This window comes from Paludibacterium yongneupense DSM 18731 (genome assembly GCF_000422925.1).
Taxonomy (GTDB): Bacteria; Pseudomonadota; Gammaproteobacteria; order Burkholderiales; family Chromobacteriaceae; genus Paludibacterium; species Paludibacterium yongneupense.
This window is the reverse complement of sequence record NZ_AUGZ01000008.1, coordinates 187,822-204,981: the sequence shown is the minus strand read 5'-3', so window position 1 is coordinate 204,981 and position 17,160 is coordinate 187,822. Positions and strand designations below refer to the sequence as shown.

Sequence of the window (17,160 nt, the reverse complement as noted above, 5' to 3'; positions counted from 1 at the left end):
TAAACTCCGTTAGCTAGGGGCCGCAAAAAACACGCTCTCGAGCCCGGCGAGCAGGCTTGCCCCCGGCTCATCGCGCCAGACACCGTTTCCGTCGCCGTCGAGGCCGCGCAGATAGAGATAGCGGACCCCGCCGAAACGCAATGAACTGCCACGCGTTGCGAAATAGCGCAGTAATGCCAAACGATAAATCAGGTACTGCAGATAATAGTGCTCGCGTGCGACCGATTGCGCCAGATTCTCCACGCTGTAGTCATCAGCGGCATACCCAAGATGATTCGATTTATAGTCCACGAGGTAGACCTTGCCGTCGAGTTCGAAGACCAGGTCCATGAATCCCTTGATAAAACCGCGCACGGTATGAAAATCGAGGCGGGCGGCGGCAGCGCGCAAGGGCTCGGCCAGACCGTTGCCCGGGTCGCTCAGAACCCGGATCAGCGCGGCCACGTCCAGGCGCGTCACCGGTAGCAGGAACTCGAGTTCGACCAGGCGGCGGCCGGCGGCGACGCGGTCGAGACGGACATCGGGATCCAGTGGCACGCTCAGCGCGCGCCTGATCATATCGCAAGCGGCATCGGTCCATTCCGGCGCAATACCGTGCAAAGCCAGCTGCCGCTCGACCTCGCCCCGGATCGTCGCATCGTCCGCCGCGAAGTCGATGCGCTCGAAAATAGCGTGCAGACAGGTCCCGGCACGCGCTCCACGCGGGAAATGGAAACGGTCCAGCGGCACGCCTCCTTCATCGCTCACCGTCGCGCCGCGATCGTGATCGGGCCTTTCCCCCCCTCCGCCATGCGCCAGCGAAGTGAAACTGGCGAAACGCCACGGCGTGTACAAGGGCCGACCCAGCGTCCGCGCGGCAAACTGGCGCGGTGGGGCGGGCGGCGGGGTAAAGCTGACAAAGCCGGGCGGCGGGGACTGCAGCGCCGCCGCCCCCGGCAGCCGCTCGACGAAGCGGCGCATATCGTTCTCCACCCGCGTCGCATCCATCTCCTGCGCCTCCAGCGCAGACAAGGCGCCGATACCCTCGCCGTGCACCAGCCACGACAGGGCGGCGGTTTCCATTTTCTGCACCCACCCCCAGCACAGGTACTGACGGTATTGGGCACGCGTCAGCGCCACGTACAGCAAGCGCATTTTTTCGGCCAGAATCTCGCTGCGCGCCGCGGCGCGCACTTCGGCATCCGCCAGCGCATCCGGCACCAGCCACGGCGTTTCGCCGGAGCGATAGCGCCAGAACGCGCTCCCCTTGCGTTCCAGCGCCCCGTCCCACAAGAAGGGGCAGAACACGACAGGGTATTGCAAACCCTTGGCGCTATGCACGGTCACAATCTTGACCAGCGCGGCATCGCTCTCCAGACGCAGCACGGCGTCCTCGCCCGCCGGCGGTGCCGCGACCTGGCTCTCGAACCAGGCCAGCAGCGGCATGGCCCCACGTTCGCTTTCGCTTTGCAGCAGTTCCGCCAGATGCGAGAAATTGGTCAGCCGCCGCTCGCCGTCTTCGAGCGGCAACAACCGCTCGGCCAGCCTTTCGCGTGCCATATAGCCACGCCAGGCCGCCATGAAACCCTGTGCCGACCAGCGTGCATGGTCGTCGGCATTGAGGGCCAGTCTCGCCTCCCACGCCGATTCGTCATCGCACAGCGCTTTCAGCCCCGGCGCATCCAGGCCGCTGCCGACTCCCGCGAGCACCCGGCGCAGGCGGCCTTCGTTGCCCGGCTCGGCCCAGGCGCGCAGCAAGGCCAGCAACTCTTGCGCCTCCCTGCTCGCGAATACGCTTTCCTGAGTCAGCGCCACGCTATTGATGCCGCGCTCGCGCAGGGCGGCACGCACCTGCTCGCCCTGACGGTGCGTCGCCACGAGCACCGCGATGTCCCCTCCGTCGAGCGCCCGAGCGCCCCCATCGTCGCGCACCAGGCGCGCTCCGCCGGCGGCGGCCAGCGTCAGCAGACGCGCAATTTCATCGCCGCAGGCCGTCACCGCGCATTCGGAGGCGAGCTGCTTGTTGGCGCCGCGCTCTCCTCCGCCCGCGCCATCCAGCCATTGCACGGTAAAGGGCGCGCGGTCGTCGTCGACCTCCAGCCGACAGCCCGAGGATGGCGCGGCACGCACCGGATGGTAGTCGATATCGGGCAACACAAACGGTTGCGGGCGCGCGAACAGGGCATTGACTGCCGCGACCAGCGCATCGACCGACCGCCGGTTGGTATCCAGCGAATAGACCCGCCCACGGTCGGCATCCGCTCGCGCGGCGAGGTAGGCGAAAATATCGGCGCCACGGAAACTGTAAATCGCCTGCTTGGGGTCGCCGACCAGAAACACCGGCCGCTGCTGCTCGACGAAGCAGCGACGAAAGATCGGGTACTGAATCGGATCGGTGTCCTGAAACTCGTCGATCAGCGCGACCTGAAAGCTGGATGCCACATGCCGCGCGAGCGCCGCGCCACCGGTCGGGTCGGCCAGCGCATCGGCCAGGCCGGTCAGCAAGTCGTCGAAGCTGCGACCGCGTTCGCTGCGCCGCTCATCCACCAGTTGCCGGTCTATGCTGGCGATCAGGTCGAGCTTGAGTCCGGCCAGGCCGCTGGCGGCGGCTTCGCGATAAGCGGCCGTCGCCTCCAGCCAGCTCTCAACCGCCGCGAACACGGCGTGTTCCGGCGGTGTCGCGTTCTTTTTGGCGCCGGCACTCAGACTGGCCGGTGTCAATTTCTCCAGCAACTTGCGTTCTTTTTCCCCTGGCGGCGGCAAACCGGCGGCACCGTCCACGCGTTGCCGCAAGGCTTCCGCCATCGCGCGCCGCCTGGAGTCGCCATAGCTGGTCGCCTTGAGCCCTTCCGCCCCGAGCAGCATCCCGATCGCCGCGTCTATCCCGGCGCGATCGCGGCACAACGCCTGCCACGCCGAATCGACGCGCGCGCGCGCGCGCGCCAGGTCGGCCGGATCCGGCCGCCTCACGTGCAGATAGGGCCGCGACAAAAAAGGCCGGACTTCGCCCAGCCAGTCCTGTGGCGTTTCGCCGCGCCCAGCCACCAGTTCGGCCAGCAGGGCATCATTCTGCACTCGCCGCCGCCAGAAATCGGACGCCGCACGCGCAAGCCTCTGGGCATCGTTGTCGACTAGTTCGGGCGAGAACGTCTGTCCCGATTCGAAGGCCGCATCGGTCAACACCCGCTGGCAAAATCCGTGGATGGTATAAATCGCGGCAGCGTCGAAGCCCGTCAACGCCGCCGTCAACCGTCGCCGCGCCAAAGCACGCTCGGCTTCGCCGGCAAAGCGCGCGGCGAGACCGGTCAGAAAGCTGTCGCTGCTGGCCGCCCCGTCGAGCACGGCCAGCATCTCGTCCAGACGCCGCCGCAGGCGACTGCGCAGCTCGGCGGTCGCGGCGCGGGTGTACGTCACCACAAGAATGCGCTCGACCGGCGGCGGCGCCTCCCCCTCCAGCAACAACCGGGTATAGAGCGCGGCGATGGTCCAGGTCTTGCCGGTGCCGGCCGACGCTTCGATCAGATTGACGCCGTCGAGCGGACACGTCAGCGCATCGAGAGCCTGCACGCCCGGGTTCATGCCGAGTCTCCCGCGCCCAACGCCTTCGCCATGGGCAGCAGCAGGATCCGCGCCAGCGTCTCGAACAAGGGATCGTCGAGCGGCTCAAGCTCGCGGAACGCCAACCCGATGGCGGGATCATCCTTTTGCGGCGTTTTACCGTCGAAACTCGGCGCCCATTCCTGGCGTGCACTGGCGAAAGCGGCGTCACGATCCTCGCCGGCGGCATAGCGTACGGCCCAGGCCAGGCTGGTGCGTGCGAAAAAAGGCAGTGGCAGCGCTTGCCCCTGCCGCCAGTAGTCGACCCAGGGCTGCAATACGCCTTCGGCATCCGCCTGCGTCTCGAACGCATAGCGCCCATCTTCGGCAAACAGCTGCGCGCGAGGCTCCGCATCCGCCGGCGGTGCCAGTGCCAGCAGCAACTGCGTCAGCCATAATTCGATCAAATCGCCGGCATAGGCGCGACGCGGCAGTACGCGCAGAATGCCTTCCGAACGCAGCGCGGCCCATTCTCCGACCAGGGTCGTCCCGCCCAGCGACAGCGCAAACGGCTGCGGCGCTAGTCTTGGCTCGCGCAACGCTTCCGGCAAGCCGGCGAGGAAAGCCCTGCTCGTTTTTTCCTCGCCGGCCAGCCACGCCCGTCCGAGTTCCCCCGGGGGCAGCAGACCGGCGGCGGCGATGCGCTCGATCGCCCGCCCTTCCGGGCGACGCTCGAGCCAGTTGGCAATCAGGGTCGCACGCAAGCGGCTTTTGTCATCGCGGCCCAACTCGAACGGCTCGTCGCGCGCAAGCGTTTCCGGCGCCGTCTCCAGGCGGATCGCCAGCCGTTCGGACAACCATGCGCGGCACGGGTTGCGCCAGAAGCGCAACAACGCGTCGAAACGCAAAATGGGCGGCGCACTCCCGGGCAAGGGCGCGGCGAACGGTGCGAGCACTGCGCGAGGGCAGGCCAATGCCGCGGCAAAGCTGGGCTCGAAGCTGGCCAGTCGCGGATCCGAGCCGTCGTAGGCCGCAGCGGCGAACGGTTGCAGCGGATGCGCGACGGTCAAGCGCTCCTCCAACTGCTGCCGTGCTTCGGGGCCGGTTGCGCCGGACATTGCCGCCAGCGTATCGCATAGTTCGCTGACCAGCGACGACGGTGGCATCGCCTCGCCAGTGCGGGCCGACAAACCGACATAGGACAGGTACAAGGTATCGCGCGCCGACAGAATCGCCTCCAGAAACAGGTAACGGTCGTCGAAGCGGCGCGAACGGTCGCCCCGGCGCGGGTGGGCCGCCACCAGATCGAAACTCACCGGACGTTCATCGCGCGGATAGGCGCCGTCATTCATCCCTATCAGGCACAGCAGCCGAAACGGAATCGAACGCATCGGCACCATCGCACAGAAGGTAACCCCCCCTTGCAGGAATCCGCCGGGGGCGGGGTTGGACAACCGTCGCGCAAGCCAGTCGCGCACCACGGCCAGGGGCAGGCGCTGATCGAAGGCCGCCAATTCGCAATCTTGCGCCAGCGTGTCCAGCGCCTGCCGCAGGACGGCCAGCGCCGCTTCGCCGTCTTCGCCGGCATCGAACAAGGCATCGACCGCCTCCAGCAAGCGCAGACTCCACTCCAGCGGCGTCGCCGGCTGCGCCCAGGCAGCAGCCTGCGCTTCGATTTCATCGTAGACATCGGCGAAGCGCGCGAGCACGTTCGCCAGCCCGCCCTGGGCCGCGCCGTCGGGCAGCAGGCCAGCAAACAGCGCCGACGCGTCCCCGGCCATGGCCTCGGGCAGGACCGTCCCCAGCAAGAGCCTGTCCATGCCCCAGCGCCACGTATAGGAGGCCTCGTCGGGCAGGTCGAGCCCGCGCTTGTGTGCACGGTCCCTGCCCCAGCGTATTGCCGCCTGTTGCACCCAGGCCCGGATCAGCGCCAGATCGTCGACGTTCAACTCGAAGCGCCGCAGTAATTCCGGGCAGTCGAGCAAGGCGAGCACATCGTCGGCATCGAACCGCGAGTCGGCCAGTTCCAGAATGCCGGCAAAAGCGGACAGCAGGGGCTCGTCGCGCTCGATGCGACGGTCGGCAATGCTGTAGGGAATCGTGATGGCATCGGTGCGGATGCCGAACACGGCGTCGATATACGGGGCGTAAAGATTGATATCGGGTGTCAGGACCGCGACATCGGCCGGCGTCAACGTAGGATCGGCAGCGAAGCGGTCGAGCAGGCCATCCTTCAGAACTTCGAGTTCGCGCATCGCGCCGTGAGTGACATGGATCTCGATCGAGCGATCCCCGTCCGCCAGGGGCTGCGCCCCATGCGCAGGCGCTCTCTGCGCAAGCATGTCGCGCTGCAGACGCGCCAGCAGCGTATCGCCGGGCGGGGCCTCGAACATCTCGCGCGCGTCGGGGATCTGCTCTGCGATCTGGTCGAAAAAATCGCGCCCCTGCTTGCCGAGCGAGGCCAGCAGCGGATGGTCGGCCCGCACGTCCAGCCCTTGCCGGAACAAGGTCAGCTGGCCCTTTGCATCGGCGACGTCACCCCAGTATTCCGCACAGGGATTGAGCAGGAACACGCAGACGTCGGTCAATTGGGACAGGCGCTGCACCATGGCCAGATACATGGGCGCCAGACTGGCAATGCCGAACAGGGACACGCGCTCGGGCAGAACCGCACCGTCGAGTGCCGGCAACACGCTGTCGAGCATGCGCACCCGGTGCATGGCGGGATCGCCGGCAGCCAGCTCGCGCCACAGTTCGGCCTGCCAGGACTCGTCGTCGCCCAGGCCGAGTCGTGCGCCGGACTCCCAGGCCCGGATCCAGTCCGGGCGGAACACCAGGTACTGGTCGTAGATATCCGCCACCTTGCCGGCCAGTTCGAAGCGGGCGAGCTCGCCACCGGCGAGATAATGCGCGAGCGGAGCAAAACACGGGGCATCGAGACGCGGCAGGATCTCCATCAGCCGCCATAGCAACACATCAGGAGAAAACCCCGACTTGGCGGGCAGCCCGGGCATGACCCCCTGCATCAGACGCCAGGCGAAAGCCGCCGGCAATACGAATTCGAGGTTGGCGGCCACTCCGGCCGAGCGCGCGAGATTCAGCGACAGCCAGCGCCCCATCCCGCGACTCTGCACGATGACGGTTTCACGTGCGAACGGGTCGGCCAGAGGGACAGCGGCTACCATCGCGCCAAACAGATCGCCGAGCCGTTCCAGCCGATTGGATTGATAGAGATGAAGCATGCATTTGCCATCGTGTAGAATCGTGCGCAAACAGTGTAACACCCGCGCACGCAAGGAACCTTATGAACGCTTATCTCTTTCTCAAGCAGGCCCATATGGGCTTCGCCTTCACCAGCATCGCACTGTTTGCCCTGCGCTACGGCGCGATGCTGTGCTATCCGCGCCTGCTCGGCTGGAAAATCGTGCGCATCGTGCCGCATGTCGTCGATACCTTTCTGCTCGTCTGCGGCGTGGCGCTGGCGATTCTGCTGCACATCGATCCGGTGCGCCAGCCCTGGCTGCTGGCCAAAATCGCGGGGCTGATCGCCTATGTGATCCTGGGTACCCTGGCGCTCAAGCGCGGCAAGACGCGCGAGGCCCGCATGGCGGCAGGCGTGCTGGCCTTGCTGGCGGTCGGCTATATCGTCGCCGTGGCATTCTCCAAGCGGGCGCTGCCGTTTTGACCCAAGACAAGGGCGGATAGCCGCAGCTCTGTTACCTTCAGCCGGTTTCCCCCTTGTCGAGGCGTCATGCCAAGCAACCGCACACTACCCGAACTGGTGTGTCCGGCAGGTAATCTGCCCGCACTCAAGGCCGCTGTGGATAATGGTGCCGACACCGTTTATCTCGGCCTGAAAAACAACACCAACGCCCGCAATTTCGCCGGACTCAACTTCGACGCGACATCCGCGCGCGAGGGCATACGCTATGCGCGCGAACGCGGCAGGCATGTCCTGCTGGCGATCAACACCTATGCCCAGGGCGCCGATATCGGCCGCTGGCGAGCCGCCATCGATGAGGCCGCCGACCTGGGCGTCGACGCCGTCATCGTCGCCGACATCGGGCTCATGGACTATGCGGCGCGCCGCCATCCCGACTTGCGACTGCATATGTCGGTGCAAGGCTCGGCCACCAACTACGAAGCCATCAATCTCGCGCACGAGCTGTTCGGCATCCGCCGCGCGGTACTGCCGCGCGTGCTCACGCTGGATCAGGTGCGCCACGTGATCGAGAACACCGCGGTCGAGATCGAAGTCTTCGGCTTCGGCAGCCTGTGCGTGATGGTGGAAGGACGCTGCCTGCTGTCCTCCTACGCGACCGGCGAATCCCCGAATACGCATGGCGTGTGCTCGCCCGCGCGTTTCGTGCGCTGGGAGCACGGTGCCGAATCGCTGGACGCGCGTCTGAACGGCATTCTGATCGACCGTTACCGCAAGGACGAAGCGGCCGGCTACCCGACCCTGTGCAAGGGCCGCTTCCAGGTTGCCGACGATACCTATTACGCACTGGAAGAACCGACCAGCCTCAATGTGATGGAGATGCTGCCGCAACTGATAGAAATCGGCGTGGCGGCGATCAAGGTCGAAGGCCGCCAGCGCAGCCCGGCCTATACCGCGCAGGTCACGCGCGCGCTGCGCGAGGCGCTGGATGCCGCCGGCCGCGAAGGATCGCGCTTCACCGTGCGTCCCGGCTGGCAGCAGGCACTGGCCAAGGTCTCCGAAGGGCAGCAACAGACGCTGGGCGCCTATAGTCGCCCGTGGAAATGAAGGCAGGATGGAAGTCACGATGACCCAAGCGAATTTAAAACTGGCGCTCGGCCCGCTGCTGTTTTTCTGGCCGCGCGAGAAGGTCATGACGTTTTACCGCGCAGCGATCGAATGGCCGCTCGACACCCTGTATCTGGGCGAGGTCGTCTGCGGCCGGCGCCAGCAATTGCGCAGCCGCGACTGGGTGGCGCTGGCACAGGAACTGGCGGGCTCGGGCAAGGAAATCGTCCTGTCCTGCCAGGCCCTGATCGAGGGCGAATCCGACCTCAAGCGCCTCAAGGTGCTGGTCGATAACGGCGAACTGGCGATCGAAGCCAACGACCTCGGCGCGGCCAAGCTCGCTCGCGACCACGGCCTGCCCTTCATCGCCGGGCCGCACCTCAACATCTACAACGGCGAGACCCTGGCCGTGCTGGCCCGCCTCGGCGCGCGGCGCTGGGTGGCGCCGCTGGAGATGAGCCGCGACATGCTGGCCGGGATACTTGCCGCCGCGCCCGCACCGGAGTGCGAAGTCTTCGCCTGGGGGCGTCTGCCGCTGGCCTTGTCGGCGCGCTGCTTCACCGCCCGCCATTTCAATCTGAAGAAAGACAGCTGCGAGTTCCGCTGCATGGAACACCCGGATGGCCTGACCTTGAAGACGCGCGAAGGCAGCGACTTCCTGACCATCAATGGCATCGAGACGATGTCGGGGGCCACGCAGTCGCTGCTGCCGCATCTGGCGGATATGCGCGCCAGCGGCGTCGGCCGCGCGCGCATCAGCCCGCAAGCCGAACACTGCGAGGAGATCGTGCGCACCTTCGCCGCCGTCGCGGCCGGCCAGACCGGCTCCGACTTGTCCGCCTGCGCCAAGGGCGGTCTGGTCGACGGCTATTGGCGCGGCCAGGCCGGTATCGTCAAATTGGGAGAAACGCAAAATGCAAGTGCCTGATCTGGTTCTTCCGCCGCTGGTGGCGCGCATCGCCAGCCGTCTGCCGGCGACGCCCCCCTCCTGGCTGCTGGTCGGCCTGCTCAATCAGCTGGTCCGCCGTCAGGTCCTGCCGGCCGACATGAGCCTGCTCGCGGGGCGCCGTTTCGAGGTCCGGGTACTGGACGCCGGCATCAGTTTGCGTTTCACCGCAGACGAGGCGGGTTTCCGGGTCGACACGATCGCGGAGACGGCCGATCTCTGCTTTAGCGCCAACGCCGCCGACTTCGCCCGCATGATGCTACGCGAAGAAGACCCCGACACGCTGTTTTTCAATCGGAAGCTGGCGATCGAAGGCGATACGGAACTCGGCCTGATCGTGAAAAACCTGCTCGACAGCGTCGACTGGAGCAACACCCCGGTCGGCCGCTTCATGGCCGCCTGAACAGCCTGGCCGCCGCCCGCGCAGCGGGCGGCGAAAACGTCAAATGCCCAGCCGGTCGCGCCAGCCGTAGTACCAGGCGCCCAGCGTCAGCAGAGGCACGCGCAGCAAGCGCCCTCCGGGAAACGGCTGGTGCGGCAGCGCGGCAAACGCATCGAAACGTTCGCTCTGGCCCTGGATCGTTTCCGCCAGCAAGCGTCCGGCCAGATGGGTATAGCTGACGCCGTGCCCGCTGCATCCCTGGGAAAAGTAGACATTCGGCCCGATGCGCCCAAGCTGGGGCAGGCGCGACAGGGTAAGCGAAAAATTCCCGGTCCAGCCATAGTCGATGCGCACGCCGGCCAGTTGCGGAAACGTTCTCTCCAGCTTCGGGCGAATCTGCGCTTCGATTTCGCCGGACTCGCGGGCGCCATAAACCGTGCCACCGCCGTAAAGCAGGCGCCGGTCGGCCGATAGGCGGTAGTAGTCGAGCAGGAAATTGCAATCCTCTACGCAATGCCCGTTAGGCAGCAAACGCCCTGCCGCCTCCTCGCTCAACGGCTCGGTCGCGATCATTTGCGTCCCGCATGGCAGCGTCTTTTCCGCCAGAGCGGGTATCAGCTGTCCCAGATAGGCATTGCCCGCCACCACCACAAAGCTCGCACTGACCTGTCCGGCACGCGTCTTCAGCACGACAGGCTCGCCGTATACGATCTGCTCCACCGCTGATTGTTCGAAAATGGTTGCGCCCAGCGACTCCAGCGCCGCCGCCTCGCCCAACGCCAGATTGAGCGGGTGGATATGCCCGCCCAGCCCGTCGAGCAGGCCGCCGACGTAACGCGGCGAATCGACCTCGCCGCGCATCTGTCTGTCGTCGAGCAGGGTCAGCGCACGATGGCCAAGGCTTTCCCACAGTGCCCGTCTCTCCTCCAGCTCACGCATCTGCTTGGGGGTGATGGCAGCGAACAGATTTCCGGCTTTCAGATCGCAGGAAATTCCGTAGCGTTCGACCCGCTCGCGGATGATGGCTCCGCCCTCGAAGGCCATGGCCCCGATCCGCGCCGCCGCGCTTTTTCCGTGTCGGCGCTCGATCACATCGATATCGCGGCTATAGCTATTGACGATCTGGCCGCCGTTGCGCCCGGACGCGCCCCAGCCGACCCGTGCCGCCTCCAGCACGACCACGCGGTAACCGCGCTCGGCCATCTCCAGCGCGGTCGACAAGCCGGTATAGCCGGCGCCGATCACACAGACATCGCAATGTACCGCGCCGGTCAACGCGGGCCGTTTCGGCGCCGGATTGGCGGACGCAGCGTAATAAGACGCAGGATATTCCAGCGCAGTCGTCATCGGATCCTTCCCGGTACGCCCATGCGGGCCAAGTCAAGACGAAATCACCTTATCTGCGTTTAAGATTTTAGACAAGCAGACTTTCCAGTTCCTGATCATGAGTCCGGGGCGAGGCTCTACCCGGCGGCACGGCCAATGATTGAAGCGTCGCCCTCTCTGTCCGCCTTTCCCTGACAGACCATCGAAAACCCGCGAGCACGGAAACGCAAACAGCCGGCAAGAGAAATCTCTTGCCGGCTGTTTGTCCGAGCGGCCGTCGACCGAATGACGACCGGTTCAGTCTGGCGACATCAAATCGACTGCGCGAGCGCCTTGCGTTTGGCCGAAAGGTCGACACCGGGCAGGTCGGCGATGATGTCCGGATGCTGGCCGAGCTTGTCCACCATGAAATCGACGAAAACCCGGGTCCGGGGCGCGATGTGGTCGCGATGCGGGAAGCAGATATAGATCGAGCGTTCCAGCGACACCATATCGGTCAGCACGACTTCCAGCTCGCCGCTGCGGATGAAAGGCATCACCTCATGGCCGGGTAGCTGGGCGACGCCCAGCCCCAGTCGAGCGAGCTCGCCCACGGCTTCCATCTCGTTGAGGGTGTAGGTGCCGTTCACTTCGAGCGGTATGCGTTCGCCAGTGCGGTCGAACTCCCACTTGAACAGGCGACCCGAGGTCGGAAACTGGAAATTGATGCAATCGTGATTGCTCAACTCTTCCGGCTCCTGCGGGCGGCCATACTTGTTCCAGTATGACGGTGCCGCCACCACGTACAAGGGAATGTTGGCCAGGTTGCGCGCGACCAGACGCGAGTCCGGCATCATTCCGACACGAATGCCGACATCGTAGCCATCTTCGACCAAGTCGCTAAAATGATCATCCAGGCCGAAAAACACTTTTATCTTGGGATAGCACTCGCAAAACTCGCCCATCAGCGGCAAGATAAAACGTCGCCCGAAGGAGTTGGGCATGCTGACGCGCAAGTGTCCGGCCGGCTCGTCGCGGCTCGCCCGCAGCTGGTTGATGGCCGCATCCAGATTATTCACCGGCCCGCGGCACTGCGCGTAAAAGCGGCGGCCGTCTTCGGTCAGCGTCAGTTGGCGCGTCGTACGGTTGAACAGGCGAACTTCGAGTTCCTGCTCCAGCCTCGCGATGCTCTGGCTAATCGCGGCAGGCGACACGCCCAGTTTGCGGGCTGCGTCTGAAAAACTGCCATTCTCGGCAGTGGTCATGAAAACCATGAGCGCTTTAAGAGTATCCATAGCAGAGCCAATCCAAGGTGGGCATAACGATTCAATGCCGAAGAAATAACAAACAGCTTCTAAACGTCATTATTAAGTAGCACTTCTTAAAAAAGAGTACACCATTCCTAGACTTTATTAAAGTTTAAATTATTTAAAGCGAGCACTACTTTCGCGGGTTGAGCGGGCAAGATATGACTATAGCATCTAAAAAATACCGAATATTGCAAACAAGATACCTAGCCATCAATGACATGCTGATAGACTGGCCGCGTCGCACCTGCAGACGGCCCGACCTCTCTCACGACTGAGGGCTGCCGCCCCCGCTCTGCAGTCAGGATTCCATCTTGCACCGTTCGTGGGGCAATCTGCACTGAACTTTAGTGTTGCCGCACATGGCTGGCGGCGGTGAAGACCGATGCGGCGGGTATATATAAGGACAACAGAAGGCGATCAAGGCCGCCTGATTCGCTCCTGCCGGCTCGAGTCGTGCGCGATTGCGCACGCGCTTGCTCAGGCGCAGTGCGTTCCACCTTTATTTATTGATAAAGTTAGACTATCAAACCTAGGCAGGGCAAATGTTGCGTCAGCAGGAGCTGCCCCCGACCCGTCCTTTGGAACGGCTGTTTCCTGCTCTTTTGATGCAGCGGGATTGTAAAGGGTCTGTTATGCTTTTTAAATCAAAACAATAAGAAAGCGTCGCTCATGACTAAGGCACCTCTATTTTACTCGCGCCCCCTGCCCGAAGAACTCGGACCGGAACGCACGTATGCCCTTCTCGAATGGATCCACATGGCGGGCCACGTCGAGGTGGAGGCACAACTGAAGGCCTATCTGGAGTATCTGCACCAGCAGATACCAACCGAGCACATGGTGCTGGCGATGGGAAGGCTCAACCAGAGCCACCAGTTGCAACGGTTGGAGAAAGTCGTCAACGTGAACTACCCGCTGCACTGGGTCGAACACTATATGAGTGAAAACTACGCCAGCTGCGACCCGGTGCTGCGCACGCCGGTCGGTAGCGGACCGGTGGTGTGGAAAGACTCGTTCGCCTACGCCAAGACCGCGCTCGAGAAGCGTTTCATCGCCGAAGCGGCCTCGATGGGGCTCGGTTGCGGCGTCAGCTTCAGTTCGGCATCGGAAAGGCAGAACCTTGCCTGCGTCATTTCGCTGACAGGCGAAGAGATGATACGCGACCATCAGTTGATCGAAATGGTGAATTGCCTGGTGCCGCACTTGCACCAGGCCATGGTCCGCGTCGCAAATCTGGCGCCCAATTCGCCATCGGCCATGCTGCTGTCACACCGCGAGTACGATATTTTCCAGTGGATGAGCCGAGGCAAAACCAACTGGGAAATCGCCACCATCCTGGCGATCAGCGAGCGGACCGTCAAATTTCACGTCGCCAACATCATCCGAAAACTGGATGCGAATAATCGGACGCATGCGATCGTGCGAGGACTTCAGATGGGGCTGCAACCGCCGATCGCAGCCAACGAATGAAATCCGGGCCCGCCTCCGACCAATCGAGGTAGGCGGCCTGGGACATCACCCCGCCGTCCAGCGGTCGCGCCGGCCCGATACGATGCGCGGGAAAGCCGAGCCGCTGGATATGGCGGAAAAACGGCGGTTCGACAACGAAATACATCAAGCGCACCTGATGAGTCCGTGCCCAGGCATATAAGCTGAAATACAACAGATGCGCAGCGGCTTCCGGCCGCTGCCCCTTCTTGTCCTGCCCCACCGCGAAGCGCGTCACTTCCGCGCTTTGTGCCCCTTTTTGCAACACAAACCCTTCTGGCATCAAGGCGGAGAACTCGCTTTCGATCATGAACGGACAGTGCCCGGGGGTGATTCGCGCCGAGCCGATCACATCGTTGCCGTCCAGGACGGCGAAATTATCGGAAAAGCTGTCGTAGTCATCACGGTCCAGCCCATCCTCTGACGGTGCGAGCCAGCGCAGTTGGTCTCGAAATATCCGATGCCGAAAGCGCAGCAACTCCGTCTCGCGTCGGCCACCACGGATAGAAGCCAGGCGAAAATCGGACTCGGCTGAAAAGTGAACAGAATTCATAACAAGCTCCATAGGAATTGTCTTACGGAATTCCACTCTAAGAGCTTGCCGTTACCGGTAAATCTGTCCTTTCGGTCAGGTAAGCGCTCTAACCTTTCCCGGCAGGCCCCCGGCCCGCCGCCCGCCGCCGTCACGCGGCTGTAATGCTTTGAGAACGCTGAAAATCTGTGTTAAAATCAGCCGTTCTGCGGTAATACGTTGACAACCGTCCCCCCGCCTGATTGACGCATATCAAGACCCCGACAATTTCATAACTTACACTCCATAGTGTTTTTGCTCGACGCGAGGCCAACCACCATGAAACATCTGTTTTCGCCGCTTGTTATACGGGGCCGTGAACTCCTGCCCATCGTACAAGGCGGCATGGGGGTCGGTATTTCGGCCAAAAGTCTGGCCGGGGCCGTTGCCCGCGAGGGTGCGGTCGGTACGATTGCCAGTGTTGATCTGCGTCATCTTCACGATGACCTGATGTCGGAATCGGCCGGCGCGAATCAGGCCACGCTCGACCGCCTGAACCGCATCGCGCTCGACCGCGAGGTCAAAGGGGCACTGCAGCGGTCCGAAGGAAACGGTATTGTCGCCGTCAATGTCATGAAAGCCGTCGACGATCATCCGGCTCTGGTGCGCCAGGCCTGCGAATCGGGCGCTCAGGCCGTGGTCATGGGGGCAGGCCTGCCGCTCGACCTGCCGGAAATGGCCACCGGACATCCCGACGTCGCCCTGATCCCCATTCTGTCCGAATCGCGCGGCATCAACATCGTGCTGAAACGCTGGATGAAGAAGAACCGTCTGCCTGACGCCATCGTGATCGAGCATCCGAACCATGCAGGCGGCCACCTCGGTGCAGCCACCATCGCCGACCTCGATCAGCCCCGGTTCGAATTCAAGCGCGTACTGGAAGAAACCTTCGAAGTCTTCAAGGCGCTCGGCCTCGAGCGCGAAAAAGTGCCGCTCATCGTCGCCGGCGGCGTCAACAGCTTCGAAAAGGTCAAGACCTTCCTCAACGAATTCGGTGCCTCCGCCGTCCAGATCGGCACCGCCTTCGCGGTGACGACAGAAGGCGACGCCCACATCAACTTCAAGCGCACGCTGGCCGAAGCACTGCCCGAGGACATCGTCGAGTTCATGAGCGTGGCCGGCCTGCCGGCGCGCGGCGTGCTGACGCCCTTCCTGAAAAGCTATCTGCACCGCGAAGCCAAGCTGCAGGCCAACGCCAAGGCCGACCCGCGCCGCTGCACCCAGGGGCTCAACTGCCTGACGGTCTGCGGGCTGCGCGACGGTCTGTCCAAGGTCGGTCAGTTCTGCATCGACCTGAAACTGTCCGCCGCCTTCCGCGGCGAAGTCAGCAAGGGTCTGTTCTTCCGCGGCGCCGACCCCCTGCCCTTCGGGCCGGCGATGCGCAGCGCACGCGAGACCATCCAGTATTTTCTGACCGGCGAAATGCCGGCCGAGCTGCAAGCGGGCCGTTGAAAGCGGCCCCGCGACGAGAGTCCGCCGTTGCCGGACTCTCGTCATCCCGTTAAAGTAGGGCGATGAACGCCTTCACTTCCTGCAGCCCGGCCACCGGCGAGGTTTTGTTTACCCGACCGGCGGATACCCCCCGACAGTTGACCGCCACCCTCGCGCAATTGCGTGCGGCCCAGCGCGTTTGGCGCGAGCGCTCGGTCGCCGGGCGCGCCGCCGCCCTGTTGCGCCTGGCGACGACGCTGGAGCACGAACGCGAGCCTCTGGCCGGTCTGGTTTCGCTCGAAGTCGGCAAGCGCATTGCCGAATGCCTGGCCGAAATCGACAAGTCGGTGCAGCTGATACGCTACTACGCCGAGCTCGCGCCCGAGCTGCTGCGGCCGCTGGCGATACCGACCCAGGCCAGCCGTAGTGGCGTCGCCTTCGAACCGCTGGGACTGGTGCTGGCCATCATGCCGTGGAACTACCCAGTGTGGCAGGTTCTGCGATTTGCCATTCCCGCCCTGATTGCCGGCAACGCCTGTCTGGTCAAGCCCGCCCCCTCGGTACCGCAATGCACCCGGCTGCTGCTCGACTGCGTGCAACGCAGCGACCTGGATGTCGTGCGCGGGGCCTGGATAGATCCCGAGCAGGTCGAAGACGCGGTTCGCGGCTGCGACGCGGTCGCCTTCACCGGTTCGACCCGCACCGGGCGCATGATAGCGGCCATGGCCGGACGACATCTGCGCAAGACCGTGCTCGAACTCGGCGGCAGCAACCCCTTCATCGTGCTGGCCGACGCCGACATCGAAGCCGCAGCGCGCGAAGCGGCGCTGTCGCGGTTCCGAGATGCAGGCCAGTCGTGCAATGCCGCCAAGCGCATGATCGTAGTCCCCGAGATAGCGGAAGCGTTCAGCGAGGCGCTGACGCGGGAAGCGGCGCGGCTGCGCCCCGGACACCCGGCCGATCCCGCCGCGTCGCTGGCGCCGCTCGCGCGCGCCGATCTGCGTGAGAATCTGCACGGCCAGGTCATGGATGCCGTGACCAACGGCGCCACCCTGACGCTGGGCGGCGAAATGCCGGCAGGTGCCGGCTTCTACTACCCGGCGACAGTCCTCGACCATGTCGGACCGGCTTGCCGTGTCTATCACGAAGAAGTCTTCGGGCCGGTGGCCAGCATCCTGCGCGCCCGGGACGAGGCCGATGCAATCCGGCTGGCTAACGACACCCCGTTCGGCTTGGGCGCCACCCTGTACAGCGCCGATACCGACCGCGCATGGGAGCTCGCACGCCAGATCGAGGCCGGTAGCGTCTTCATCAATCGCCATACCAGTTCGGACCTGCGCCTGCCTTTCGGCGGAGTCAAGGATTCAGGCTACGGCCGCGAACTATCCGAATTCGGACTCTACGAGTTCGTCAACGTCAAAACCTACTGGCAAAAGTGAAGCCGCC

12 protein-coding genes are annotated in these 17,160 nt (G+C 64.1%); 7 read left to right on the top strand and 5 right to left on the bottom strand.

Annotation, left to right across the window (positions count from 1 at the left end; translation table 11 throughout):
• Window positions 1-9: 9 nt before the first annotated feature.
• Together recB and recC are read right to left on the bottom strand one after the other, a co-directional pair.
• Window positions 10-3,558, bottom strand: coding sequence for an exodeoxyribonuclease V subunit beta (gene recB, locus G520_RS0105385; protein ID WP_028534755.1), 3,549 nt, complete (start codon window positions 3,556-3,558; stop codon window positions 10-12).
• The gene (gene recC, locus G520_RS0105380) at window positions 3,555-6,758 is read right to left on the bottom strand and encodes an exodeoxyribonuclease V subunit gamma (protein ID WP_028534754.1); all 3,204 of its coding nucleotides are present in this window, start codon (window positions 6,756-6,758) and stop codon (window positions 3,555-3,557) included. The genes recB and recC overlap by 4 nt, the downstream gene beginning before the upstream one ends.
• 62 nt (window positions 6,759-6,820) lie before the next feature.
• On the opposite strand from recC, the gene G520_RS0105375 reads away from it, so the two are divergent.
• The 4 genes from G520_RS0105375 to ubiT all read left to right on the top strand — a co-directional run bounded on the left by G520_RS0105375 (window position 6,821) and on the right by ubiT (window position 9,633).
• Entirely contained in the window at window positions 6,821-7,201 is a 381-nt protein-coding gene (locus G520_RS0105375) for a SirB2 family protein (RefSeq protein WP_028534753.1), read from the top strand.
• A 66-nt stretch (window positions 7,202-7,267) separates the two neighbouring features.
• Window positions 7,268-8,284: a ubiquinone anaerobic biosynthesis protein UbiU gene (ubiU, locus tag G520_RS0105370; RefSeq protein ID WP_028534752.1), complete on the top strand. Its 1,017-nt coding sequence runs from the start codon at window positions 7,268-7,270 to the stop codon at window positions 8,282-8,284.
• A 19-nt stretch (window positions 8,285-8,303) separates the two neighbouring features.
• Window positions 8,304-9,212, top strand: a complete 909-nt coding sequence (locus tag G520_RS0105365) for a U32 family peptidase (protein WP_028534751.1) — start codon at window positions 8,304-8,306, stop codon at window positions 9,210-9,212.
• On the top strand, window positions 9,199-9,633 hold the full coding sequence (gene ubiT, locus G520_RS0105360) for a ubiquinone anaerobic biosynthesis accessory factor UbiT (RefSeq protein WP_028534750.1): 435 nt from the start codon (window positions 9,199-9,201) through the stop codon (window positions 9,631-9,633). Before G520_RS0105365 ends, ubiT begins: the two co-directional genes overlap by 14 nt.
• A gap of 39 nt (window positions 9,634-9,672) precedes the next feature.
• Here the strand turns inward: ubiT and G520_RS0105355 are convergent, their stop codons facing one another.
• Both G520_RS0105355 and G520_RS0105350 read right to left on the bottom strand, forming a co-directional pair.
• Complete coding sequence (locus G520_RS0105355; protein ID WP_028534749.1) at window positions 9,673-10,959, bottom strand: NAD(P)/FAD-dependent oxidoreductase; 1,287 nt, start codon at window positions 10,957-10,959, stop codon at window positions 9,673-9,675.
• A gap of 290 nt (window positions 10,960-11,249) precedes the next feature.
• Window positions 11,250-12,212, bottom strand: coding sequence for a LysR family transcriptional regulator (locus tag G520_RS0105350; protein WP_028534748.1), 963 nt, complete (start codon window positions 12,210-12,212; stop codon window positions 11,250-11,252).
• A 684-nt stretch (window positions 12,213-12,896) separates the two neighbouring features.
• Here G520_RS0105350 and G520_RS23885 point away from each other — a divergent pair.
• On the top strand, window positions 12,897-13,694 hold the full coding sequence (locus G520_RS23885) for a helix-turn-helix transcriptional regulator (RefSeq protein ID WP_084637490.1): 798 nt from the start codon (window positions 12,897-12,899) through the stop codon (window positions 13,692-13,694).
• On the opposite strand, the gene G520_RS24340 is transcribed toward G520_RS23885, so the two are convergent.
• Window positions 13,603-14,301, bottom strand: a complete 699-nt coding sequence (locus G520_RS24340) for an acyl-homoserine-lactone synthase (protein WP_156876884.1) — start codon at window positions 14,299-14,301, stop codon at window positions 13,603-13,605. The two genes, G520_RS23885 and G520_RS24340, sit on opposite strands and share 92 nt — an antisense overlap.
• A gap of 261 nt (window positions 14,302-14,562) precedes the next feature.
• Here G520_RS24340 and G520_RS0105335 point away from each other — a divergent pair, with 261 nt between their 5' ends.
• Window positions 14,563-15,735, top strand: coding sequence for an NAD(P)H-dependent flavin oxidoreductase (locus G520_RS0105335; RefSeq protein ID WP_028534745.1), 1,173 nt, complete (start codon window positions 14,563-14,565; stop codon window positions 15,733-15,735).
• A gap of 62 nt (window positions 15,736-15,797) precedes the next feature.
• Window positions 15,798-17,153: an aldehyde dehydrogenase family protein gene (locus G520_RS0105330; RefSeq protein ID WP_028534744.1), complete on the top strand. Its 1,356-nt coding sequence runs from the start codon at window positions 15,798-15,800 to the stop codon at window positions 17,151-17,153.
• Window positions 17,154-17,160: the final 7 nt, after the last annotated feature.

Excerpts from the sequence above, each read along its gene's own strand:
- G520_RS23885 (WP_084637490.1), top strand. The coding sequence starts at position 12,897 with ATGACTAAGGCACCTCTATTTTACTCGCGCCCCCTGCCCGAAGAACTC.
- G520_RS0105330 (WP_028534744.1), top strand. The coding sequence starts at position 15,798 with ATGAACGCCTTCACTTCCTGCAGCCCGGCCACCGGCGAGGTTTTGTTT.
- recC (WP_028534754.1), bottom strand. The coding sequence starts at position 6,758 with ATGCTTCATCTCTATCAATCCAATCGGCTGGAACGGCTCGGCGATCTG.
- G520_RS0105355 (WP_028534749.1), bottom strand. The coding sequence starts at position 10,959 with ATGACGACTGCGCTGGAATATCCTGCGTCTTATTACGCTGCGTCCGCC.
- ubiT (WP_028534750.1), top strand. The coding sequence starts at position 9,199 with ATGCAAGTGCCTGATCTGGTTCTTCCGCCGCTGGTGGCGCGCATCGCC.
- G520_RS0105350 (WP_028534748.1), bottom strand. The coding sequence starts at position 12,212 with ATGGATACTCTTAAAGCGCTCATGGTTTTCATGACCACTGCCGAGAAT.
- G520_RS0105375 (WP_028534753.1), top strand. The coding sequence starts at position 6,821 with ATGAACGCTTATCTCTTTCTCAAGCAGGCCCATATGGGCTTCGCCTTC.
- G520_RS0105365 (WP_028534751.1), top strand. The coding sequence starts at position 8,304 with ATGACCCAAGCGAATTTAAAACTGGCGCTCGGCCCGCTGCTGTTTTTC.
- ubiU (WP_028534752.1), top strand. The coding sequence starts at position 7,268 with ATGCCAAGCAACCGCACACTACCCGAACTGGTGTGTCCGGCAGGTAAT.
- recB (WP_028534755.1), bottom strand. The coding sequence starts at position 3,558 with ATGAACCCGGGCGTGCAGGCTCTCGATGCGCTGACGTGTCCGCTCGAC.
- G520_RS0105335 (WP_028534745.1), top strand. The coding sequence starts at position 14,563 with ATGAAACATCTGTTTTCGCCGCTTGTTATACGGGGCCGTGAACTCCTG.